This is a genomic window from Arthrobacter sp. zg-Y238 (assembly GCF_024385525.1).
Lineage (GTDB): Bacteria > Actinomycetota > Actinomycetes > Actinomycetales > Micrococcaceae > Arthrobacter_B > Arthrobacter_B jinronghuae.
Map to the genome: position 1 here is coordinate 146,493 of NZ_JANFLU010000006.1, position 22,532 is coordinate 169,024.

General features: G+C 65.0%; 19 protein-coding genes, 2 tRNA genes and 1 rRNA gene. 12 read left to right on the top strand and 10 right to left on the bottom strand.

What is annotated here, in order from left to right; translation table 11 throughout:
* Positions 1–105: 105 nt before the first annotated feature.
* The 3 genes from NNX38_RS06870 to NNX38_RS06880 all read right to left on the bottom strand — a co-directional run bounded on the left by NNX38_RS06870 (position 106) and on the right by NNX38_RS06880 (position 875).
* A tRNA-Lys gene (locus NNX38_RS06870) sits at positions 106–181 on the bottom strand.
* Between the two features lie 177 nt (positions 182–358).
* Positions 359–434: transfer RNA gene (locus NNX38_RS06875), tRNA-Lys, on the bottom strand.
* 117 nt (positions 435–551) lie between these two features.
* The gene (locus NNX38_RS06880; RefSeq protein ID WP_255797328.1) at positions 552–875 is read right to left on the bottom strand and encodes a hypothetical protein; all 324 of its coding nucleotides are present in this window, start codon (positions 873–875) and stop codon (positions 552–554) included.
* 124 nt (positions 876–999) lie between these two features.
* On the opposite strand from NNX38_RS06880, the gene NNX38_RS06885 reads away from it, so the two are divergent.
* Entirely contained in the window at positions 1,000–1,965 is a 966-nt protein-coding gene (locus tag NNX38_RS06885; RefSeq protein ID WP_255797329.1) for a 2-hydroxyacid dehydrogenase, read from the top strand.
* Between the two features lie 11 nt (positions 1,966–1,976).
* On the opposite strand, the gene NNX38_RS06890 is transcribed toward NNX38_RS06885, so the two are convergent.
* On the bottom strand, positions 1,977–2,462 hold the full coding sequence (locus NNX38_RS06890; RefSeq protein ID WP_255797330.1) for a hypothetical protein: 486 nt from the start codon (positions 2,460–2,462) through the stop codon (positions 1,977–1,979).
* 150 nt (positions 2,463–2,612) lie between these two features.
* On the opposite strand from NNX38_RS06890, the gene ilvD reads away from it, so the two are divergent.
* The 7 genes from ilvD (at position 2,613) to metG (ending at position 12,338) form a co-directional block, all read left to right on the top strand.
* On the top strand, positions 2,613–4,316 hold the full coding sequence (ilvD, locus tag NNX38_RS06895; RefSeq protein ID WP_255797331.1) for a dihydroxy-acid dehydratase: 1,704 nt from the start codon (positions 2,613–2,615) through the stop codon (positions 4,314–4,316).
* Positions 4,317–4,724: 408 nt separating this feature from the next.
* Entirely contained in the window at positions 4,725–6,632 is a 1,908-nt protein-coding gene (locus tag NNX38_RS06900; protein ID WP_255797332.1) for an acetolactate synthase large subunit, read from the top strand.
* A 3-nt stretch (positions 6,633–6,635) separates the two neighbouring features.
* Positions 6,636–7,148, top strand: a complete 513-nt coding sequence (ilvN, locus tag NNX38_RS06905) for an acetolactate synthase small subunit (RefSeq protein WP_227918205.1) — start codon at positions 6,636–6,638, stop codon at positions 7,146–7,148.
* A 48-nt stretch (positions 7,149–7,196) separates the two neighbouring features.
* Complete coding sequence (gene ilvC / locus NNX38_RS06910) at positions 7,197–8,222, top strand: ketol-acid reductoisomerase (protein WP_255797333.1); 1,026 nt, start codon at positions 7,197–7,199, stop codon at positions 8,220–8,222.
* Positions 8,223–8,353: 131 nt separating this feature from the next.
* Positions 8,354–9,949 (top strand): phosphoglycerate dehydrogenase, encoded by a 1,596-nt coding sequence (gene serA, locus NNX38_RS06915; protein WP_255797334.1) that lies wholly within the window; start codon positions 8,354–8,356, stop codon positions 9,947–9,949.
* 85 nt (positions 9,950–10,034) lie between these two features.
* Positions 10,035–10,769 (top strand): hypothetical protein, encoded by a 735-nt coding sequence (locus NNX38_RS06920; RefSeq protein ID WP_255797335.1) that lies wholly within the window; start codon positions 10,035–10,037, stop codon positions 10,767–10,769.
* A 9-nt stretch (positions 10,770–10,778) separates the two neighbouring features.
* Positions 10,779–12,338 (top strand): methionine--tRNA ligase, encoded by a 1,560-nt coding sequence (metG, locus tag NNX38_RS06925; RefSeq protein ID WP_255797336.1) that lies wholly within the window; start codon positions 10,779–10,781, stop codon positions 12,336–12,338.
* 62 nt (positions 12,339–12,400) lie between these two features.
* Here the strand turns inward: metG and NNX38_RS06930 are convergent, their stop codons facing one another.
* The 6 genes from NNX38_RS06930 to NNX38_RS06955 form a co-directional block, all read right to left on the bottom strand.
* On the bottom strand, positions 12,401–12,913 hold the full coding sequence (locus tag NNX38_RS06930; protein WP_255797337.1) for a hypothetical protein: 513 nt from the start codon (positions 12,911–12,913) through the stop codon (positions 12,401–12,403).
* Positions 12,914–13,024: 111 nt separating this feature from the next.
* Positions 13,025–15,535, bottom strand: coding sequence for an ABC transporter permease (locus NNX38_RS06935; protein ID WP_255797338.1), 2,511 nt, complete (start codon positions 15,533–15,535; stop codon positions 13,025–13,027).
* 2 nt (positions 15,536–15,537) lie between these two features.
* Positions 15,538–16,308 carry an ABC transporter ATP-binding protein gene (locus NNX38_RS06940; RefSeq protein WP_255797339.1) on the bottom strand — a complete coding sequence of 257 codons (771 nt, stop codon included), beginning with the start codon at positions 16,306–16,308 and terminating at the stop codon, positions 15,538–15,540.
* 68 nt (positions 16,309–16,376) lie between these two features.
* A complete protein-coding gene (locus NNX38_RS06945; RefSeq protein WP_255797340.1) occupies positions 16,377–16,691 on the bottom strand; it encodes an MmcQ/YjbR family DNA-binding protein in 315 nt (104 codons plus the stop codon).
* 4 nt (positions 16,692–16,695) lie between these two features.
* The gene (locus NNX38_RS06950) at positions 16,696–17,418 is read right to left on the bottom strand and encodes a response regulator transcription factor (RefSeq protein ID WP_255797341.1); all 723 of its coding nucleotides are present in this window, start codon (positions 17,416–17,418) and stop codon (positions 16,696–16,698) included.
* Positions 17,419–17,423: 5 nt separating this feature from the next.
* Positions 17,424–18,614 carry a sensor histidine kinase gene (locus NNX38_RS06955; protein WP_255797342.1) on the bottom strand — a complete coding sequence of 397 codons (1,191 nt, stop codon included), beginning with the start codon at positions 18,612–18,614 and terminating at the stop codon, positions 17,424–17,426.
* 131 nt (positions 18,615–18,745) lie between these two features.
* Here NNX38_RS06955 and NNX38_RS06960 point away from each other — a divergent pair, with 131 nt between their 5' ends.
* From NNX38_RS06960 to NNX38_RS06975, 4 genes are all read left to right on the top strand, one after another.
* Complete coding sequence (locus NNX38_RS06960) at positions 18,746–19,810, top strand: 3-isopropylmalate dehydrogenase (RefSeq protein WP_255797343.1); 1,065 nt, start codon at positions 18,746–18,748, stop codon at positions 19,808–19,810.
* A 61-nt stretch (positions 19,811–19,871) separates the two neighbouring features.
* Complete coding sequence (locus tag NNX38_RS06965; protein WP_255797344.1) at positions 19,872–20,978, top strand: branched-chain amino acid aminotransferase; 1,107 nt, start codon at positions 19,872–19,874, stop codon at positions 20,976–20,978.
* A gap of 7 nt (positions 20,979–20,985) precedes the next feature.
* The gene (locus tag NNX38_RS06970; RefSeq protein WP_370646383.1) at positions 20,986–21,774 is read left to right on the top strand and encodes an MBL fold metallo-hydrolase; all 789 of its coding nucleotides are present in this window, start codon (positions 20,986–20,988) and stop codon (positions 21,772–21,774) included.
* Positions 21,775–22,425: 651 nt separating this feature from the next.
* Positions 22,426–22,532, top strand: a 16S ribosomal RNA gene (locus NNX38_RS06975); the annotation flags it as partial.

A 22,532-nucleotide genomic window follows, 5' to 3' on the forward strand; every position in this document is an offset into this window, starting at 1 on the left:
GCTGTTCGCCGACATTGACGGTGTGCGGGCCGGTTGGAGATTCCCGAAGGCAAAAAGAAAAACCCCGTCCGCCAGGCGCAATGCCTGGTCAGACGGGGTTTTCGTTGGTGCACCCCCCGGGACTTGAACCCGGAACCCATTGATTAAGAGTCAATTGCTCTGCCAATTGAGCTAGAGGTGCGCACTTTGTTGGAAGGAAGACCTTCGCCGTGAGGCGCGGTTCGTTCTCCGCAACGACATGAAACATTACCACGTGGGAACAGAGTCCGTGAAATCCGGCCTGCAGGCTGTCCCGACCGGCCCCGGGCAACAAAAAACCCCGCCCGGCCAGGCGTGGAGCCTGATCGGACGGGGTAGTTGGTGCACCCCCCGGGACTTGAACCCGGAACCCATTGATTAAGAGTCAATTGCTCTGCCAATTGAGCTAGAGGTGCGTATTCGAGGTGATGGAAACCGGCGGCATTTCTTCCGCAGTCCGCATCAGCAACGACATGAAACACTACCAGCAGTTCCGCCGGAGAACGAAATCCCGGCGGCTTTTGTGCCCCTTCTCACGTTGCGTTCCGCTCCGGCGTCCCGCCTGGATGGGGGAGGACCACCAATTCGCCCGGATTCCCGTCCCAGGCGCCGCTGCTGTCCACCACCCACGTCCGGGCGGGCAGGTTCGACGCCGGGTCCCCGGTGGTCACTGTAGTAACGGCATCGCCGGGAATCGGAGTAACCGGCAGGTCCGGGTCCGGCACGCCGGCGGTGTCGATACCCGCAGCGGTCCTCACCGCACCGTGGACCAGCATCCGATCCACCGTCCAGGCGGCCCAGACAGCCGCGACGGACCCAACCCCGAGGGCTGTGAAGAGAAAAGATTTCCGGGCCACAACGGCCTCCTTTGATCGTCGGAAGGCACGTTTTTCACGTTACGGCCGGCACCTGCCGCTGTCCATAGCGAAGGACCCCGGCCACCGTCCCGCTCCCGCAGTGACACCCGTTACGCTGGCTGGCATGGCCGACACTGAATCCCGCAATGTCCCGGTGCGCACCCTGACCGTGCCCACGCCCGAACTTCTCGAAGCCCTGCAGCCGCTGCCCGACGGCATGAAGGCCGCCGTCTGGGACCTGGTCGGTGAGCCCGAGGGGGTGGCGTACGGAGAGATCGATGCGGTGGTGCTTCCCTACGCCAACGGATCCGACTACGGAGACGCGCTGGACCGGGTACCTGACCTGCTGCTCCTGCAGGCGCAGTCGACGGGCTACGACGGACTGCCCGATCTGGTCGGCGAGGGGACGGCCATCGCCAGCGCCGCGGGCGTCCATGCTGCCGCCACGGCCGAGATGGCCCTTACCCTGATCCTGTCCGCGCAGCGGGGGATCGACAACGCGCTCAGCGCCCAGCATGAGGGCCGGTGGGAATCGATCCGGTATCCGGGGCTGGCGGACCGCCGCGTGCTCCTCGTGGGGGTCGGCGGAATCGGCCGGGAGATTGCCGCACGGCTACACCCGTTCGACGTCGAACTCACCCGGGTGGGCAGCACCGCCCGGACGGATGACGACGGCGCCGTGCACGGTACGGACGAGCTGGCCGAACTGGCGGCCACGGCCGAGATCCTGGTGGTCATCACGCCGCTGAACGAGCAGACCCTCCACCTCATCGACGCCCGCGTGCTCGCCGCCCTGCCGGACGGGGCGCTGGTAGTCAATGTTGCCCGCGGTGCCGTGGTGGACAGCGAGGCCCTCACCAAGGAAGTGGTGTCCGGCCGGCTGCGGGCCGCTCTTGACGTCTTCGACCCGGAACCCCTGCCGGCGGAGCATCCGCTGCGGCAGGCGCCGGGGGCAATCATCACTCCCCACTGGGGCGGAAACACCGCCGCGTTCGAGCCCCGGATCAAGGCCCTGCTGCGCAAGCAGGTGCAGCGGCTGGCAGCAGGAAAGGAACCGCTGAACCTCGTCCGCCCCGGCCCGTGGGGGTAGGCGGACCTGTGTCAGGCCAGTTCCAGGTAGGAGTCCACGAAGGAGCGGAAATCTTCCCAGTCGGCGGACTGCTCCAGCAGGCGCTCGCCCGCTGAAGCCGTGGCCGGCAGAGCGGCCTGCGCTTCCACGGCAAACTGGAAGACCCGCCCGGTGCTCGTGCCCACCTCGTACGCGTCCGTGTCCAGCTCGTCGGTGTGGCTGAGATTGGTGGTGTTCACCGAAGTGGGCGCTTCCAGCCCGGCGAGGGTATCGACGTCGAACGGAGCGAACACAACCTCCGCCGGACGCCACCGGTAGCCCAGCACATAAAAACCCGTTTCACCGTCGAGCCCCGGCGTGGCCAGCACCAGGTTGTAGTCACCGTAATTGGGAATCTGGGATTCGAAGACCCGGCGCAGCACCCGCTTCAGCTGGTCACTGGCGGGGGTTCCTGGGTCTGCAGTATCCGTGTCTGCAGTATGTACGCCCGGATCCGTGGACCCTGTATCCGATGTCATACCCCCAGTCTATGAACACCGTCCCCCTATTCGGGAAGCCCGTACGGGCCCCTGCCTCTGATCTTCATCTGCCGTTCACAGGCCGTAACAACAGTTGCCAATGTCCGTCACAGAGCCCACCCCGGCAGGCTTAGGTCCTACGATCTACCCATGAGCGTGGACAACACACCGGACATCAAACCCCGCAGCCGAGTCGTTACGGACGGCATACACGCGGCACCTGCCCGCGGTATGTTCCGTGCCATAGGCATGGGCGACGACGACTTCGCCAAGCCGCAGATCGGCGTCGCCAGTTCCTGGAACGAGATCACTCCCTGCAACCTTTCCCTGAACCGCCTCGCCACAGGTGCCAAAGAAGGCATCCACGCAGGCGGCGGCTTCCCCATGCAGTTCGGCACCATTTCCGTCTCGGACGGTATTTCCATGGGCCACGAAGGCATGCACTTCTCCCTGGTGTCCCGCGAGGTCATAGCGGACTCGGTGGAAACGGTGATGATGGCCGAGCGCCTGGACGGCTCCGTGCTGCTTGCCGGCTGCGACAAGTCCCTGCCCGGCATGCTGATGGCCGCAGCACGGCTGGACCTTTCCAGCGTCTTCCTCTATGCCGGCTCGATCATGCCCGGCTTCGCCAAGATGGAGGACGGCAGCGAGCGGGAAGTCACCCTGATCGACGCCTTCGAAGCAGTGGGTGCCTGCGCCGCAGGCAAGATGAGCCTGAAGGACCTCGACTCCATTGAACGGGCCATCTGTCCCGGTGAAGGTGCCTGCGGCGGGATGTACACCGCCAACACCATGGCCTGCATCGGCGAGGCACTGGGCATGTCCCTTCCCGGTTCGGCCGCGCCGCCCTCCGCGGACCGGCGCCGCGACGAGTTTGCCCGCAAGTCCGGCGAAGCAGTGGTCAACCTGCTGCGCAAGGGCATCACCGCCCGCGACATCATGACCAAGAAAGCCTTCGAAAACGCCATCGCCGTCACCATGGCCTTCGGCGGCTCGACCAACGCCGTGCTGCACCTGCTGGCCATCGCCCGCGAAGCGGAAGTGGACCTCACCCTCGAGGACTTCAACCGGATCGGCGACACCATTCCGCACCTGGGCGACCTGAAGCCGTTCGGCCGGTACGTCATGTTCGACGTCGACAAGATCGGCGGCGTGCCCGTGATCATGAAGGCACTGCTCGACGCCGGCCTGATCCACGGCGACTGCCTCACGGTCACGGGCAAGACCGTCGCGGAGAACCTCGCGGCCATCAACCCGCCGGATCCGGACGGGAAGGTCCTGCGAGCCATGGACAACCCCATCCACAAGACCGGCGGCATCACCGTCCTGAAGGGGTCCATGGCTCCGGAAGGCGCCGTGGTCAAGAGCGCAGGGTTCGACGCCGACGTGTTCGAAGGCACCGCACGCGTCTTCGAGCGTGAACAGGGTGCCCTCGACGCCCTGAATGCCGGAGAAATCCACGCCGGCGACGTCGTCGTCATCCGCTACGAGGGCCCCAAGGGCGGACCGGGCATGCGCGAAATGCTCGCCATCACCGGCGCCATCAAGGGTGCGGGCCTGGGCAAGGATGTCCTGCTGCTGACCGACGGCCGCTTCTCCGGCGGCACCACGGGCCTGTGCATCGGCCATGTGGCACCCGAAGCGGTTGACGGCGGCCCCATCGCCTTCGTGAAGGACGGCGACCGGATCCGGGTGGACATTGCCGCCCGCAGCTTCGACCTGCTGGTGGACCCGGACGAGCTCGAAGCCCGCAAGGTCGGCTGGCAGCCGCTGCCCGGGAAGTTCACCAAGGGTGTCCTGGCCAAGTACGCCAAGATGGTGAACTCTGCGTCCACGGGGGCCTACTGCGGCTGATAGGGCCTCCCCGATGACGCCCGCCGAGAGCGGACGTCATCGGGGCCCCTAAGGCCCTTGCAGCCTTATTACGCCCTGCCGCCTGTAGTGGGCGGGGCATCCAAACCTTGGACGTTACGTCCAGATAGTGAGACGGACGTCTCATATGATTGACACCCCCGTAGGGGAACGCAAGACTGAACGGTATGCAGATCGTACCCGTCGTCCTTATCAAGCGCGTGGCGTAACAGCCCGACTTGTCTAAGACGTCACGCGCGAACCCCTACGGAGCCAACAGGCACGAGGGGTTTTTTTATTGGCATCGCCAGTTTTGGCTTCGCTGAACACAGAAGCCGTACCGGGCACAACCCGGGACGGCCGTCGCATGACCGCATTGACCATGGATTAGCATCCGCAAAGGAAGTTCCGATGAGTAAGGGATCGCCAATCAGCCCTTCGCTGATGGCCTCGAAGGCAAATGCCGCTGCACGCGCCGCGGCAGCCAAGACCAAAGACGTAGCCAGTTCCGTGTCTGCGCATCCGGAAGCCGCGGATGAGCGCATCCAGGGGCCCAACAACACTGTTCCGCCCACCGAGATGACCGGTTCCCAGGCCATCGTCCGTTCGCTCGAGGAACTCGGCGTCGATGAAGTCTTCGGACTGCCCGGCGGCGCCATCCTGCCCACCTATGACCCGCTCATGGATTCCACGAAGATCCGGCACATCCTGGTCCGCCACGAACAGGGCGCCGGCCACGCGGCCGAAGGCTACGCCATGGTGACCGGACGCGCCGGCGTCTGCATTGTGACGTCCGGCCCCGGGGCCACCAACCTCGTCACCGCCATTGCCGACGCGCACATGGACTCGGTTCCGATGGTCGCCATCACCGGGCAGGTCTCCAGCGCGTTCATCGGCTCCGACGCCTTCCAGGAAGCCGACATCGTGGGCATCACGATGCCCATCACGAAGCACTCCTACCTGGTGACGGACGCGGCCGATATTCCCCGCGTGCTGGCCGAGGCCTTCCACATTGCGACATCTGGCCGTCCCGGTCCGGTCCTCGTGGACATTGCCAAGGACGCGCAGCAGGCGAAGACCACCTTCTCCTGGCCGCCGAAGATCGATCTGCAGGGCTACCGGACCGTGGTCCGGGGACATTCCAAGCAGGTGCGTGAGGCTGCCCGCCTGATTGCCGCCTCGCAGCGGCCCGTGTTCTACGTGGGCGGCGGTGTGCTCAAGGCCAACGCCTCGGCAGAGCTGCTCGAACTGGCCGAACTGGTGGGCGCCCCGGTGGTCACCACCTTGATGGCCCGCGGCGTTTTCCCCGATTCACACGAACTGCACGTCGGCATGCCGGGGATGCACGGGTCGGTTTCGGCCGTGACCGCCCTGCAGCAGTCGGACCTGCTGATCACCCTCGGCGCCCGCTTCGATGACCGGGTCACCGGGGTGCTGAGCTCCTTCGCACCCGGTGCCAAGGTCATCCATGCGGACATCGACCCGGCAGAGATCTCCAAGAACCGGCCGGCGGATGTGCCGATCGTCGGCTCGGTGAAGGAAATCATCCCCGAACTGGCCGACGCCGTGCGCGGACAGTTCGAAACCGCGAAACCCGACATCTCGGCCTGGTGGGCCGTGCTGGACCGGCTGCGCGAAACCTACCCGATCGGTTACACCACTCCCGAAGACGGACTGATTGCCCCGCAGAAAGTCATCGAACGCATCGGTGCGATGACCGGCCCCGAAGGCGTCTATGTGGCCGGCGTGGGCCAGCACCAGATGTGGTCCGCACAGTTCATCAAGTACGAGCGCCCCCGGGCATGGCTGAACTCCGGCGGCCTGGGCACCATGGGCTATTCGGTGCCGGCAGCCATGGGCGCGAAGGTGGGCGCACCGGACCGGGTGGTCTGGGCCATCGACGGCGACGGCTGCTTCCAGATGACCAACCAGGAACTGGCCACCTGCCTGATCAACAACATCCCGATCAAGGTCGCCATCATCAACAACTCCTCGCTGGGCATGGTCCGGCAGTGGCAGACCCTCTTCTACGAGTCCCGCTACTCCAACACGGACCTGAACACCGGGCATGACACCGTGCGGATCCCGGACTTCGTCAAGCTAGCCGAGGCGTACGGCTGCGTGGGCCTGCGCTGCGAACGCGACGAGGATATCGACGCGACCATCGCGCAGGCGCTGGAGATCAATGACCGCCCCGTCGTGATTGACTTCGTGGTCAGCCGCGACTCCATGGTGTGGCCGATGGTCCCCACCGGGGTCAGCAATGACCTGATCCAAATTGCCCGCAACATGACTCCCACCTGGGAAGAGGAGGACTAGGAGATGGCCCGCCACACCCTTTCCGTGCTGGTAGAAGATGTTCCCGGCGTGCTGACCCGGGTCGCCTCGTTGTTCGCTCGCCGGGCATTCAACATCAATTCCCTCGCCGTGGGCCCGTCGGAGGTGCCGGGCATGTCCCGCATCACCGTGGTGGTCGACGCCGAAGGTGACCTGCTCGAGCAGGTCACCAAACAGCTGAACAAGCTCATCAACGTCATCAAGATTGTCGAGCTGGTTCCAGATTCTTCCGTGCAGCGGGACCACATCCTGGTCAAGGTCCGCGCGGATGCCGCAACCCGGCTGCAGGTAACCCAGGCAGCCGAGCTGTTCCGCGCCTCGATAGTGGACGTCTCCACCGACTCGCTCATCGTCGAGGCAACAGGCACCGCCGACAAGCTCAACGCACTGCTCTCGGTGCTCGAGCCCTTCGGCATCCGCGAAATAGTCCAATCCGGAACCCTCGCCGTTGCACGCGGCTCAAAATCCATGAGCGACCGCGCGCTGCGCAGCGCCTGAGTTCCACCACAGACCCTTGTCCTTAGAAACCAGTAGGAGATAACCAAAGTGACTGACATGTATTACGACGACGACGCTGACCTGTCGATCATCCAGGGCCGTACCGTCGCCGTCATCGGCTACGGAAGCCAGGGCCACGCCCACGCCCTCAGCCTGCGCGACTCCGGCGTGGACGTCCGCGTGGGCCTCAAGGAAGGTTCCGCCTCGCGCGCCAAGGCCGAGGCCGAGGGCCTGCGCGTGCTGAACGTGGCGGACGCCGTCGCCGAAGCGGACCTGATCATGGTGCTTACCCCTGACCAGGTGCAGCGGTTCGTCTACGCGGAGGAAATCGCCCCGAACCTGCAGGCCGGCGACGCCCTGTTCTTCGGCCACGGCTTCAACATCCGCTACGGCTACATCCAGCCGCCGGCCGACGTCGACGTCGCGCTCGTAGCACCCAAGGGCCCGGGCCACATTGTGCGCCGCGAATTCGAAGCCGGACGCGGCGTCCCGGACCTGATTGCCGTCGAGCAGAACCCCTCCGGAACCGCCAAGGAACTGGCCCTGTCCTATGCCAAGGCCATCGGCGGCACCCGAGCCGGTGTCATCGAAACCACCTTCACCGAAGAAACGGAAACGGACCTCTTCGGCGAGCAGGCAGTGCTCTGCGGCGGCGCGTCGCAGCTGATCCAGTACGGCTTCGAAACCCTGACCGAGGCCGGCTACCAGCCGGAGGTCGCGTACTTCGAGGTGCTGCACGAACTGAAGCTGATTGTGGACCTGATGGTGGAAGGCGGCATCGCCAAGCAGCGCTGGAGCGTCTCCGACACCGCCGAATACGGCGACTACGTCTCCGGCCCGCGTGTCATCGACGAGCACGTGAAGGAAAACATGAAGGCCGTCCTCGCGGACATCCAGAACGGTGCCTTCGCCAAGCGCTTCATCGATGACCAGGACGCCGGCGCTCCCGAGTTCAAGGCCCTGCGCAAGAAGGGCGAGGACCACCCCATCGAATCCACCGGCCGCGAACTGCGCAAGCTCTTCTCCTGGATCAAGAACGACGACGATTACACCGAGGGTTCGGTAGCCCGCTAGCCCTGCGCGCTAAGCTCGAAAAGCAGGCCAAATCGGCAAGGAGGCCGGGCCCCACGGGTCCGGCCTCCTGCGTGAAAACCCCAGCAACTCTTCCAGTGCAAAGAAATATTCCAAGTGTAAAGAGGTCATCGGTGTCTGCCACCAAACCAGTCGTACTCCTTGCGGAGGAACTCTCGCCCGCCACCGTCGAGGCCCTGGGCCCCGATTTCGACATCCGGACCACCGACGGCGCCGACCGCTCCCAGCTCCTGTCCGCGATTGCCGACGTCGACGCCATCCTCGTGCGTTCCGCCACGCAGGTGGACGCCGAGGCGATCGCCGCCGCCAGGAACCTCAAGGTGATTGCCCGGGCGGGCGTGGGCCTGGACAACGTGGATATCAAGGCCGCCACGCAGGCCGGCGTGATGGTGGTCAACGCGCCGACGTCGAACATCATCTCTGCGGCGGAACTTACGGTGGGGCACATCGTGTCCCTGGCCCGGAACATCCCTCAGGCCAGCGCCGCCCTGAAGAACGGCGAGTGGAAGCGTTCCAAGTACAGCGGCACCGAACTGTTCGAAAAGAAGATCGGCATCATCGGACTGGGCCGTATCGGCGCACTGGTGGCCGCCCGGATGCAGGGTTTCGGCACCGAGATCCTCGCCTATGACCCGTATGTCACCTCCGCACGTGCCGCCCAGCTGAATGTCCGGCTGGTGTCCCTCGACGAACTGCTCGCCGAGTCCGACTTCGTCACCATCCACATGCCCAAGACCCCCGAAACCCTGGGCATGCTCGGCGCCGAGGCGTTCGAGAAGATGAAGGACACCGCCTACGTGGTGAACGTGGCGCGCGGCGGCCTCGTGGACGAAGCAGCCCTGTTTGAGGCGCTGCAGGCAGGAAAGATCGCCGGCGCCGGCGTCGACGTGTTCGTCAAGGAACCCAGCACCGACCTGCCCTTCTTCGCGCTGGACAACGTGGTGGTCACCCCGCACCTGGGCGCCTCCACCGCCGAAGCGCAGGAAAAGGCCGGCATCTCGGTGGCGAAGTCCGTCCGTCTGGCGTTGGCCGGAGAACTGGTGCCCGACGCCGTGAACGTGGCCGGCGGAGTCATCGCCGAAGACGTCCGCCCGGGCATCCCGCTGATCGAAAAGCTCGGCCGGATCTTCACCGCCCTTGCCTCGGATTCCGTGACCGCCATCGACATCGAAGTAGCCGGAGAAATCGCTGCCCTCGATGTGAAGGCACTGGAACTGGCGGCGCTGAAGGGCATCTTCACCGATATCGTGTCCGAGCAGGTTTCCTACGTGAACGCTCCGGTCCTCGCCGAACAGCGCGGCATCGAGGTCCGGTTGCTGACCACCCCGGACGTGGACGACTACCGCAACCTGCTGACCATCCGCGGCGCCCTGTCCGACGGCACCCGGCTGGAAGTGGCCGGCACACTTACCGGCCCCAAGCAGATCCAGAAGCTCGTGGGCGTGAACGGGTACGACCTCGAAATCCCCATCAGCGAGCACCTGGTGGTGCTGCTCTACCAGGACCGTCCCGGCGTCATCGGCGCCCTGGGCCGGGTGCTGGGGGAGAAGGACATCAACATTGCCGGCATGCAGGTGGCCCGCAACTCCGAGGGCGGCCAGGCCCTGTCCCTGCTGACCGTGGATTCCTCCGTGCCGCAGGATGTGCTGGAAGCACTGAAACTCGAAATCGGCGCCACCGTGGCCCGCGAGGTGGACCTGCAGGACTAGCAGCACGTCGCAGTCCGCAGGGCAACGCAGTTTAGCGGGAAGGCCGGTCCCGAACGGGGCCGGCCTTCTGGCTATGCTGAGTGCCATGTCACAGTCCCCTGGGGAGCAGGCAACGCCACCCCGCGAACGGCCCTGGACCACGGCCGCCCTGCTGCTGGTGGGAATCGGCTCCTATGCGGCCGTCTTCCTCAACACGCAGTTCATTTGGCCGCTGGACGACGAAGGCGCAATTGTCCTGGTCAACCGGATGGTTTTCGCCCTGGTAGTGGTCCTGACCGGGCTGATGGTTTTTGCGCCTGCCCGGCCGCCTGCCGCCGGAATCCGGCTGGCGGTTTATCTGGCTCCGCTTGGCCTGCTGCTGTGGCTTGTCCCGGCACAGACCGGCTCTATGGAATTGGTGGCGGCGCTGCTGCCGCCCTGGGCCTTGTTGACCGCGCTTTACGGGGTTCCAGGCGGACTTCCGAAGGGATGGAAATTCGTCCTGGTCTGTCTTGGCACAGGTGCGGCGGGGTATTTGCTGATCGCCACGGTCTGGTTCAACGAACTGGTGTGGGTTATGCCCTTACTGCCCCTGGGGCTCCTGCTCTTGCGCCGCTACCGGGAGCGCAGGCTCAGGATGGCGGTGGAGATTTTCCTTGCGGTGCTTCTGGCTGCGTGCATCGGGGCCGAGTTCGTCATCCTGCCGCAGGGGGATTCCTGGGTGCCTTACCGCAGCCTCGTCGGTACGGCGTGCACCATTAGCCTTTTCTACACCCTCGTCCTTCTGGGCCTGGCCCGCCGTACCGGCGCCGAAGCGACAAGTCCCGCTAAAACAGGGTAATTTTCTTATGTGACTTCTTCCGATTCCAAGACCCCGTTCTACATCACCACGGCCATCTCCTACCCCAACGGCGAACCACACATCGGTCACGCCTACGAGCACATCGCCACGGACGCTATGGCCCGCTTCAAGCGGCTGGACGGCTACGACGTGTTCTTCATGACGGGCACGGACGAGCACGGCCTGAAGATGCAGCAGTCCGCGGACAAGGAAGGCGTTACCGCCAAGGAACTCGCGGACCGCAACTCCGCCGCCTTCAAGCAGATGGAAGCGGACATGGGCACTTCCTATGACCGGTTCATCCGCACCACCGATGCGGACCACTACGCCGCGGCCCAGGCCATCTGGAAGCGGATGGAGGACAACGGGGACATCTACCTCTCCAAGTACTCCGGCTGGTACTCCGTCCGGGACGAGGCCTACTACAGCGAAGACGAAACCGAGGTCCGCGAGGACGGCGTCCGCTACTCCAAGGAAACGGACACCGAGGTGACCTGGACGGAGGAGGAGAGCTACTTCTTCCGCCTCTCCGCCTACCAGGACCGGCTGCTGGACCTGTACGAGTCGCAGCCGGAGTTCGCTGCGCCGCGCTCGCGGTTCAACGAAGTCATCAGCTTCGTCAAGGGCGGCCTGGAAGACCTCTCCATCTCCCGCACTACCTTTGACTGGGGCGTCCCGGTTCCCGGCAACCCGGACCACGTGATGTACGTGTGGGTGGACGCGCTGACCAACTACCTCACCGGCGTCGGCTTCCCCGATACGGACAGTGAAGCCTTTAAGAAGTACTGGCCCGCCGATGTACACGTGATCGGCAAGGACATCTCCCGCTTCCACGCCATTTTCTGGCCGGCATTCCTGATGTCCGCGAAGCTGGAGCTGCCCAAGCGCATCATGATCCACGGCTTCCTGCACAACAAGGGCGTCAAGATGTCCAAGTCGCTGGGCAACGTGGTGGCACCGAAGGCCTGGGCCGAGCAGTACGGCCTGGACTCGGTCCGGTTCTTCCTGCTGCGCGAGGTGCCCTTCGGCGCGGACGGCTCGTACAACCACGACGCCGTCGTCGGCCGGATGAACTCCGACCTCGCCAACAACCTGGGCAACCTGGCCCAGCGCTCACTGTCCATGGTGGCCAAGAACTGCGGTGCAGCGGTACCGCAGCCCGGGGCGTTCACCCCTGAGGACACTGCGCTGCTGGAAGCGGCCGGGAACCTGCTGCAGGTTTCCCGCGAGGCCTACGACGTCCAGGATTTCCACGGTGCATTGGAAGCCACGTGGAAGGTCCTCGGCGACACCAACGCCTACTTCGCCGATCAGGCACCCTGGGTGCTGCGGAAGACCGACGTCGAGCGTATGAACACCGTGCTCTACGTGACCCTCGAGGTGCTGCGCATCGTGGCGATCCTGATCCAGCCGGTGATGCCGGGCAGCGCGGCTAAGCTGCTCACGGTCCTGGGCCAGGACGACGACGCCGCCCGGCAGTTCAGCGCGATCGCCGCGCCGCTGGTGCCGGGCACCGAGCTGCCGGCTCCGACGCCCATCTTCCCGAAGTACGAGGAGCCGGCCGAATAGGGATCCAGAAAGCAAAACACCCCCGGCAGGCCGCCGGGGGTGTTTTTGTTCTACTGGGCAGGTCAGATGGACTCGGCGGAGCCGAGGAACCGCTGCGCGGCCGTCTGCTCCATTACGGCGGCTACGTCTTCCTGCTGCCGGCGGGCCGTTTCCGTAAGTTCCTGCAGGCGGGCCGTGTTGAACCGGTGGTCCTTGGCCGAAAGCACCAGCAGGGTCCGCCACAGGGATTCCTTCATCCGCACCAGCGACTGCAGGGACTCCAGCTCCAGCTGTCCCGTGGCGCCGCCGCCGGTGCTGAGCGGATTCAGCGGACCCAGCTTGCCGGCTGCGGCCCCCACCATGGCCGCAGCCGCCTTCACCTTGCTGCGCGAATAGCCCAGCGCGTGGATCAGGGATTCCAGTTCGTCGCGTTCGTCCGAAATTTCTTCCGCGAGCCGCGCGAAGGTTTCCTCATAGGGCGAGCCCTCCCAGGTGCGCTGGGCGGCGGTGAAAAGACGGACGCCCGTTTCTGCCCCGACCAGATGGTCGTCAAGGTAGGCCGCCAGTGATTCGTGTTCCGTCTGGGACTGCTGCATGTGCTCTCCTCACGTTGTCCGGATGCATCTCGTGGTGGCGGCTGAAATCAGCCTGCTTAGTAATTCATCCTGTTCAGTATCCTTGCAGATCGGCGCCCGGACCGCGAGGACCTAGTCCGCTGCCAGCCCGGCCACGGGGGAGAGCCGTGCCGCGCGGCGGGCAGGCAGCACCGAGGCAGCGAGTCCGGCCAGGAGCGCTACGGCCAGGACGGCGAGCAGCTGCAGCCAGGGCAGCGACAGCGCCACGGTGGTAAAGGAACCCAGCGCGGATTCCGCTCCCAGCCAGCCGTACAGCGAGCCCAGGATGCTGCCCATCAGGGCAGCCACCCCGGCAATCAGCACGGCTTCCAATGCAAGCATGCCGCGCAGCTGTCCCCGGGTCAGGCCCAATGCGCGCAGCAGTGAAGACTCGCGGGTGCGTTCCAGTACAGACAGGGAGAGGGTGTTGGCCACGCCCACCAAGGCAATCACCACTGCCACGCCCAGCAGCCCGGTGACCACCATCAGCAGGACATTGATGACCTGCTCAAAAGCCCCCCGCTCAATGGCCGAACCCGAGACGGCGTAGTCGTCCACGTCCACCGCCGCGGCGAGATCGGTGCGCAGATCCATCAACTCGTTGGTATTCAGGCCGTCAACCACTGACAGCCACAGCTGCGGCTGCGGGGGATACATGTCTTCCGCTGCCGCGGCCGGCATACCGCCCAGGGTTTCGGCAGTGGAGGTGCTGATCAGCGGCCGCAGTTGGCTGCTTCTTGACACCACCACCTTCAGCTCGACGGTCTTGGATGCCCCCTGAACCGTAAGGGTTTTCTCCGTGGTTCCCTGCGGCATCAGGATAACGCCGGCCTCCAGCGCAAGGGTGGAATCCTGCAGTACCTTCGCGGCGTCGGCAGGGTCGAGGGCATACACACCGTCAGGTCCGTATTCCGTCTCGGTCATGCCGGCCGTAGGCACCAGCACCGCTTCCTGCACGCCCTGCACGGCACGTGCAGCTTCTGCGTCTGCGGAAGTGAAAGGCGACTCATCGGTGGGCCCGTCGATGCTGACGTCCACCGGGTACTCTGCGGCCAGCACGTCGTCCAAGGAGGTCCGGACGGTTGCAGCGCCGGTCATCATCATGGTCACCAGGGTGACGCCGATCAGCAGGGCGGAGGAGGTTGCGGAGGTGCGCTGGGGGTTGCGGACGGCGTTGAGCGCCGCCAGTTTGCCCGGCACACCCAACGGCGCAGCGATCCTGCCGACGGTGCGTACCAGGGACGGAACAAAGAGGGTGGCGCACATGAGCACACCTACGAAGCTGAGCATGCCGCCGGGCAGGGCAATCAGCAGGTTGCCTTTCACTGCTCCGAAGGCCAGCAGCGCGGCGCCGCCGGCGAGCAAGACCATGCCGATACCCAGGCGCACCCGGCCGCGCCGGGTCCCGGCGCGGACGTCGTCGGCCGGGCGCAGGGCTGCCAAGGGTGCAACGGCTGTGGCGGCGCGTGCCGGAACCAGCGAGGCCAGGACTGTCAGGGCGATGCCGACACCCAGTCCGGCGACGACGGACAGCGGGGAGACCGCCAGCGTTGCGAAGCCGCTCTCCGGAATGTTCTTCAGGTAGGCAATAATGCCGCCAACAAGTGCAACGGCTGCGAGGACTCCGGCAACTGAGGCCACGATGCCCACGATCAGCGCTTCCACAATGACGGAGCGGCGGATCTGCGAGCGGGCGGCGCCGATGCACCGGAGGAGGGCGAGTTCACGGGTGCGCTGGGCCACCAGCACCGAGAAGGTATTGGAGACCACCAGGGCGCAGACCAGCAGGGCCACGGCAGCGAAGGCCAGCAGGATGGTGGTGAGGATATCGTCCCCACCGGTCATGGAAGCAACCATTTCGTCTGTCTGCTCCTGCGCGGTGCGGACGTACACACCCTCCATACCGCTCACGTCCTGCTGCAGTGCCGCGCGGACGTCCTCAACCGCGGCACCTTCGGCAACTGCCACCTGAATACTCCTGAAACCGGACTCCGGCTCGGCGAACCCTGCCACCGTGGCAGAGGTTGAATACAGCTGCGGAGTGCCCAGGGCCCGTGGATCCTTGGACGGGGACACCAAAGCCGTGACCGTCAGCTCGGCCGTATGCTGCTCACCTGTCGGGTCATCGATAAAGGCGGTGAGGGGCAGTACCGATCCCTCGGCCAGCTCGTGGCGTTCCGCGGTGTCCTTGTCCACGGCCACTTCGTTGTCCGCAGCGGGCAGCGTGCCCTGCAGCACTTCCACCGGGAAGAGGCCGGCGTAGTCGGACGTGTTGCCCAGCTGGGCAAAATTGCTGTCCCGGTCCTCGCCGAAGGTGACGAAGGCCTGCCGGGCGGCGTAGACGCCGTCCACGCCGGGGGTGTCGCGGACCAAGGCCGCGGTGTCCTCGTCCAATACGGCGGCATCCGCGCTGTACATATCGCTGGTGACGAGCAGATCGGCGTTCCGGTACGCCTCGCCGACGCTCTGCGTCAGTGAGGCCTTGGACGAGGAATTGATGATGAGGGTGGCGGTGAGGAAGCCGACGGCAATCAGCACCGCCAGGGAAACGGCGATAAACCGCCGGGCATTGAGGCGCACCTGCGCCAGGGCTACCTGCAGCATGCCTATGCCCCCAGCTGGGTGAGGGCGGCGAGCACGGACTCGGGGGTGGGCTGCGCCAGTTCCCCGACCAGCTCGCCGTCGTTCATCAGGACCACGCGGTCCGCATAGGAAGCGGCCACGGGGTCATGGGTGACCATGATGATGCTCTGGCCGAACTCTTTGGTGGAGCGGCGAAGGAGCGAGAGCACTTCGGCACCGGACTTGGAATCCAGGTTGCCGGTGGGCTCGTCGCCGAAGAGCACATGCGGGCGGGTCAGCAGGGCGCGGGCCACAGCCACGCGCTGCTGCTGTCCGCCGGAGAGCTCATGCGGGCGGTGCCGGAGCCGGTCCCGGAGGCCGAGGGTCTCCGTGATGAAGTCCAGCCATTCGCGGTCCACGGTGCCGTTGGCCAGGGATACCGGCAGCGTAATGTTCTGCTCCGCAGTCAGCGTGGGCACCAGGTTGAAGGACTGGAAAACGAATCCCACGCTGTCGCGGCGCAGGCGGGTCAGATCGGCGTCCTTCAGCCCGGTGATTTCGGTGCCGCCTATCCAGATACGGCCCGAGTCCGCGGTGTCCAGACCTGCCAGGCAGTGCATCAGGGTGGATTTGCCGGATCCCGAGGGACCCATGATGGCGGTGAAGGTGCCGGTCTCGAAGCTTACGTCCACATCCTTCAGGGCGTGGACGCGGGTGTCACCGGTTCCGTAGGTCTTGTTCAGGAGCTGGGCGGCGGCTGCGAGACGCGGTTTTCCGGCGCCCGCCGCAGGGGAATGCTGTGCAAGTGATGTCATACCGCCACAGTATTGCCGGGGTGGATGCGGTTACATCGGAGGGCAGGCGGGTCCTTTTCCTCCGTGTCTCATCCCGTGGGTGGAAGCGGCCCGGCCAGCCGGTAGGACTCGCGGAGCAGCTCGGACAGTTCATCCGGAGGCAGGTGCTCCAGCCTCGCCAGGAGGAGCAAGGGGGACCGGTCGTGGTGCGGCGTCCAATAGAAGAGGTCCGGCTGCAGGGCTGCCAGCGCTTCACGTTCGGCGCTTTTGACCGTCAGGACGTCTTCCTCCCACATCCGGGCCATCAACGTCCGGGCGAACCAGGCCGGCTGCTTCCAGCTGAGGCGTTCTGTCACGCCGGGGAGGGAGAGGCAGATGGAGCGGACGTCGTCTACCGTGACCATCTCCCTAGGGTGCGACGATCCCCGTCTCGTAGGCAATGACCACTGCCTGTACCCGGTCCCGGGCCTCCAGCTTGGCCAGGATATGGCCCACATGGGTTTTCACGGTGGCCTCGGACAGGTACAGCTTCGCCGCGATTTCCGGATTGGACAGGCCCTGCGCAATCAGGGTGAACACCTCGTGTTCGCGCCGGGTCAGGGAGGCGACGGCGTCGGCATGCCGGCTGCCCGGGGCACCGGCCGTACGCAGCAGGGGAGCAACGTGGTCCAGCAGGCGGCGCGTGGTGGACGGTGCAATGACGGCGTCCCCGCGGTACACGGTCCGGACGGCCTCCAAAAGCTCCTCGGGCGGTGCGTCCTTCAGCAGGAAACCGCTGGCCCCCGCCTGGATGGCGGTGAGGGCGTATTCGTCCAGGTCGAAGGTGGTCAGGACTACGACCTTCGGTCCGCCGCCGTTGTTTGAGTCCAGAATCCGGGAAGTGGCTTCGATGCCGTCCATCCCGGGCATACGCACGTCCATCAGTACGACGTCGGCGGACACGGCTGCCAGCGCGGCCAGGGCCTCGCGCCCGTTACCGGCTTCGGCAACAACCTTGAGGTCCGGCTGGGAATTGATCAGCATCCGGAAACCGCCGCGCACCAGCTGCTGGTCGTCCACGAGGAGTACCCGGATGGGGGCTGCGGGCTGGGTGGACGGGTCGGACGCTGCCGTCCAGGGGGAATCCGGCACTGGTGCTAAGCCTCCGTGTAGGGAATGAATGCTTCAACGCGGAATCCTCCGCCGGCCGCAGGGGCGGCCTTCAACGTTCCATCGTAGAGGGACAGCCGCTCGGCCATGCCCTTGATGCCCTGCCCGGCGCCGTCGTCGTTTAGGGCCGACGCCGCGCCCAGCCCGTCGTCGAGGACGCCCACTTCCAGTCCGGTAGGAGTCCAGTGCAGGGCTATCTTCGCGCTCGCCTTCGGTCCTGCGTGTTTGAGTACGTTCGTGAGGGATTCCTGGATCACGCGGTAGGCGGTCAGCTCCGCGCCGGGAGGCAAGGAGCGCCGCGGCGTTCCCGTGATGCTGAGGGCGGTGTCCAGTCCGCCCCGTTTGACGGATTCCAGCAGTTCCTCGATGTCGGCGAGGGACGGGAGGGGGCGGGTGGAAGCGGCTTCGTCGCCTCGCAATACGCCAAGCAGGCGGCGCATCTCCCGCAGGGAACTTCGGCCGGTTTCGGCAATGACGCCCAGTGTCTTCGGTGCGATCTCCGGGTCCTCGGCGCTCGCATACCGGGCACCGTCGGCCTGGGTGATGATCACGGAGAGCGAGTGCGCCACGATGTCGTGCATTTCGCGGGCGATGTGGCTGCGTTCATCGGCGGCGGCGAGCTGACGTTCCTGTTCGCGTTCCACTTCCAGCCGATGCGCGCGGTCCTGGAGCGCCTGCACGGCCAGCCGCCGGGTGCGGGTCAGGTCACCGAACGTCCAAGCCACCAGGACCACCGCTTCGATGGCGACAAGGTCGAGTGCATTGATCATCGGATCACGCAGGACGGGCTCGGGGAAAAGGAAATAGCGGAAAATAAAGAGTGCCCCGCCGACGACGGCCAGGGCCAGCCCGGCCAGGCTCGCCCAGCGCGGGGCGAAGGCGGCCAGGGAGTACACGGTAACGAGCACAAAGATGTCAGCGGGCAGGCCGGTGACCGGTACGAGGAACAGCTGGAGGATGCAGGCAGCAGCCTGGACGGCAGCTGCCGCCACCGGGTGGCTGCGGCGCCAGCCCAAGGCCATGCAGATGACCGCAGACAGGAAGAATTCGACGTATTGCCCTCTTCCCGTCAGCAGGAAGGGGACGGCGAAGATGAGGGTGGCAGCGATTGCCTGCCAGAAATTCACTTTCCCGGGGTTCGCCTGCAGCCAGGCATAGAGTCGTCGGTGCACGAGCATGGAAACCAACTGTAGGGGTGTTCGGGCGTCAGCGCGTCATACTGGGGGCTGAACTCCCGGGGTGCTGCGCGGGTGTCCACGATGCGGGACGGGTTGCCCGGTATCTGGACCTGTTTCCTAGGATGGGCAGCATGAGTGAAGAAACACCCCGAACCATTTCCCTGGCCGTCATCCCCGGAGACGGGATTGGGCCCGAAGTCACCGCCGAAGCAGTAAAAGTGCTGCTGGCAGTCACCGGCGGCAGCCCCGTCCGGTTCGAGTTGACGGAATACCCGCTGGGAGCCGAGCACTGGCTGGAAACCGGGGAGACGCTTCCGGAGCACACCCTGCAAGCACTCAAGGGACACGATGCCATCCTGTTCGGTGCAGTGGGGGCTGCACCGGGGGACACGCTCGTCCCGTCCGGGCTGATTGAACGCGAACTGCTGCTGAAGCTGCGGTTCAGCTTGGACCACTACGTCAACCTTCGGCCGTCCCGCCTGTATCCGGGTGTGCACAGCCCGCTCGCTGCCCCCGGCAACGTCGACTTCATTGTGGTGCGCGAAGGTACCGAAGGTCCCTACGCCGGCAACGGGGGAGTGCTGCGGGAAGGAACCCCGCAGGAAATCGCCACCGAGGTATCCCTGAACACCGCCTACGGCGTGGAACGGGTCGTCCGCGATGCCTTCCAACGGGCCGCCGCCCGGCCGCGCCGTCACCTCACCCTGGTACACAAGCACAACGTGCTGGTGAACGCCGGCAGGCTCTGGAAGCGCACGGTGGAGAAGGTGGCGCACGAGTTCCCCGAGGTCACCCACGACTATCTGCACGTAGACGCCGCCACCATTTTCATGGTGAGCGATCCGTCACGGTTCGACGTGATTGTCACCGACAACTTGTTCGGCGACATCATCACGGACCTGGCGGCGGCAATCACCGGCGGTATCGGCCTGGCGGCCTCAGGCAACATCAACATGGACCGCACCTTCCCGTCCATGTTCGAGCCGGTCCACGGGTCCGCACCCGATATTGCCGGTCAGCAAAAGGCTGATCCCACCGCAGCCATCCTCTCGGCGGCCCTGCTGCTGCAGCACCTGGGCTTTGACGATGAAGCAGCCAAGGTGGAGCGGGCAGTGGAAAAGGATCTTTCCGGGCGGGACGGAACGCGGCGTACCACCGCCGAGGTCGGCGATGCCATCGCCGCCGCGGTGTCATAAGCTCGTTGATAGCCAATAAGCAGTCGTAGAACGGGTTTTTGCCGTTCACAGTGGAGGAATCATGACCGTCAGCGCACTGGAATTTTCCCAGGAGCTTTCCACCCATCCCAAGCCCGCCGCCGAGCGTGCAGCCATCCTGGCAAACCCCGGGTTCGGCGACTACTTCACCGACCACACCGCCGTCATTGACTGGAAGGCGGGGGAATCCGGTGAGCAGGAGTGGCAGAACGCGCGCATTGAGCCTTACGGTCCCATCTCCATTGACCCTGCCGCCGGCGTGCTGCACTACGGCCAGGAGATTTTCGAGGGACTGAAGGTTTACCGCCATGCAGACGGTTCAGTGGTGAGTTTCCGGCCGGAAGCCAATGCGGCCCGCCTGAACCTTTCCGCCCGCCGGCTTGCCCTGCCGGAATTGCCCGAGGAACTCTTCCTGGAGTCCATCCGCCAGTTGGTGGCACTGGACAAGGACTGGATCCCCGACGGTGAAGGCGCTGCGCTGTACCTGCGCCCGTTCATGATTGCCACCGAGCCCTTCCTCGGCGTGCGTCCTGCCCGTGAGGTGTCCTACCGCGTCATCGCTTCCCCGGCCGGCAACTACTTCGGCGGGGAACTGAAGCCCGTATCCATCTGGCTCTCCACCAAGTACGCCCGCGCAGGCCGCGGCGGCACCGGGGAAGCCAAGTGCGGCGGTAACTACGCGGCGTCGCTCATTGCCCAGATGGAAGGCGAAGCGAACGGTTGCAAGCAGGTGCTGTTCCTGGATGAATTCAATGACAACGCCGTTGAAGAACTGGGCGGCATGAACGTCTTCTTCGTCTTCAAGGACGGCCGCCTGGTCACGCCGGCCCTGTCCGGCACCATCCTGCACGGCATTACCCGCTCGTCCGTTCTGCAGCTGGGCCGCGACCGCGGCATGGACGTCCAGGAACGCAAGATCACCTTGGACGAATGGCGCGAGGGCATTGCCTCAGGCGACATCACCGAAGTGTTCGCGTGCGGCACGGCCGCTGTCATCACACCCATCGGGCAGCTTAAGTCGGAGAACGAGGTCATCGGCTCCGCTGATGCCAAGCCCGGAGAAGTGACCATGTCCATCCGCGAGCAGCTGCTCGGCATCCAGACCGGCACCGTGGAGGATACCCACGGCTGGCTCACCCGTCTGGCCTAGGAAAACCATGCCCATGCTTCCGGAATCCGGAGTGGTCCGCAGCAGTGACCTGACCCGTGTAAGGCTGGCGCCGAACCCGGGTCCCATGTCGCTGGACGGCACCAACAGCTACCTTGTGGCTGCCCCCGGATCCGGAAGCACGGTGGTGGTGGACCCTGGTCCCCAGGACGAAGGGCACCTGCAGGCCCTCGCCGATGCCGGAACCGTGGAGCTGGTGCTCATCACCCACCGGCACCCCGACCACACGGAGGCCAGCAGACGGTTCGCCGAACTGACCGGAGCTCCGGTGCGGGCGTTTGATCCCGCTTTCTGCGTCTCAGGCAAACCGCTGGCAGCTGATGAAGAGATCTCTGCCGCAGGCGTGGACATCCGGGTCCTTGCAACTCCGGGCCACACGTCGGATTCGGTGTGCTTCTGGCTTCCCGACGACGGCGCCAACGGTTCCGTCCTGACGGGGGACACCATCCTGGGGCGGGGGACTACCGTGCTGGACTACCCGGACGGAAACCTCGGCGATTATCTGGACACGCTGGATATGCTCTCTCTCCTTGGCCCGGCCATGGTCCTTCCCGGACACGGACCGGTTCAGGCGGACCTCAGTTCTCTGGTCCTGACCTACCGAGACCACCGCGAAGAGCGTCTGGAACAGATCCGGACAGCCCTGGAACAAGCCGGCCCGGATGCAGGTGCGGGGGAGATCGCTGACCTGGTCTACTCCGATGTGCCGGCGAACGTCCGCCGTGCAGCGGAACTCTCGGTGGCCGCCCAGCTCGCTTATCTACGGAAGGGCAGCTGACGAAGGCGTCCGTCCATTGCCTGTCGCACAGTGGCTTCGGATGTGACGAGGAAAACCGCCTGCCGGGTTGCGTAGAGGCTGCCGCCCGGTCCTAGAATGGATATATCGGCTGCAGGGCCGGGGACAGTAAAAGGGTCCCGAAGCCTGTGCGGCGGATCACTTCAATCCGGTTTGCAAGGACCGGAAGCGATGTGTAAAGTTGCATGAGTCGCCGCGGCCGGGACGCTGGAAAAGCGCCCGAGCATGGCGGCCAAACCCCAACAAAAAACAGAGTCCAACCAGCGCGCGCCCTTTGCAGGGCCGGTGGGAAAGACTCCGATGGATGCTGGGTCCGGAACGGCGGAAAACGCTTTTCACCGGGTCCCGACAAGGGAAGCCGCGAATTGCAAATAACGCCGGAATGGAATAAGATATAAAACATTGCAGCGAAGAAGAAAAGGAAAACATTGTTTTCCCGAGTATTTTCGGATTGCGTCTGTTGTTTGAGAACTCAATAGTGTGCCAAGTTTATTGATACCAATTTATTTTGATTGGTTGAACAGGCCGTTCCGCCCACCCCGTGGGTAAGGGACGGTTTTTTTAGCCGGTTTCGAATTTAGTGCAGTGCCTGCAGCCAATTTTCCTTGGCTTCGGTGCTGTGTCTGTAACACATTTACGGAGAGTTTGATCCTGGCTCAGGATGAACGCTGGCGGCGTGCTTAACACATGCAAGTCGAACGATGACTTCTGTGCTTGCACAGAATGATTAGTGGCGAACG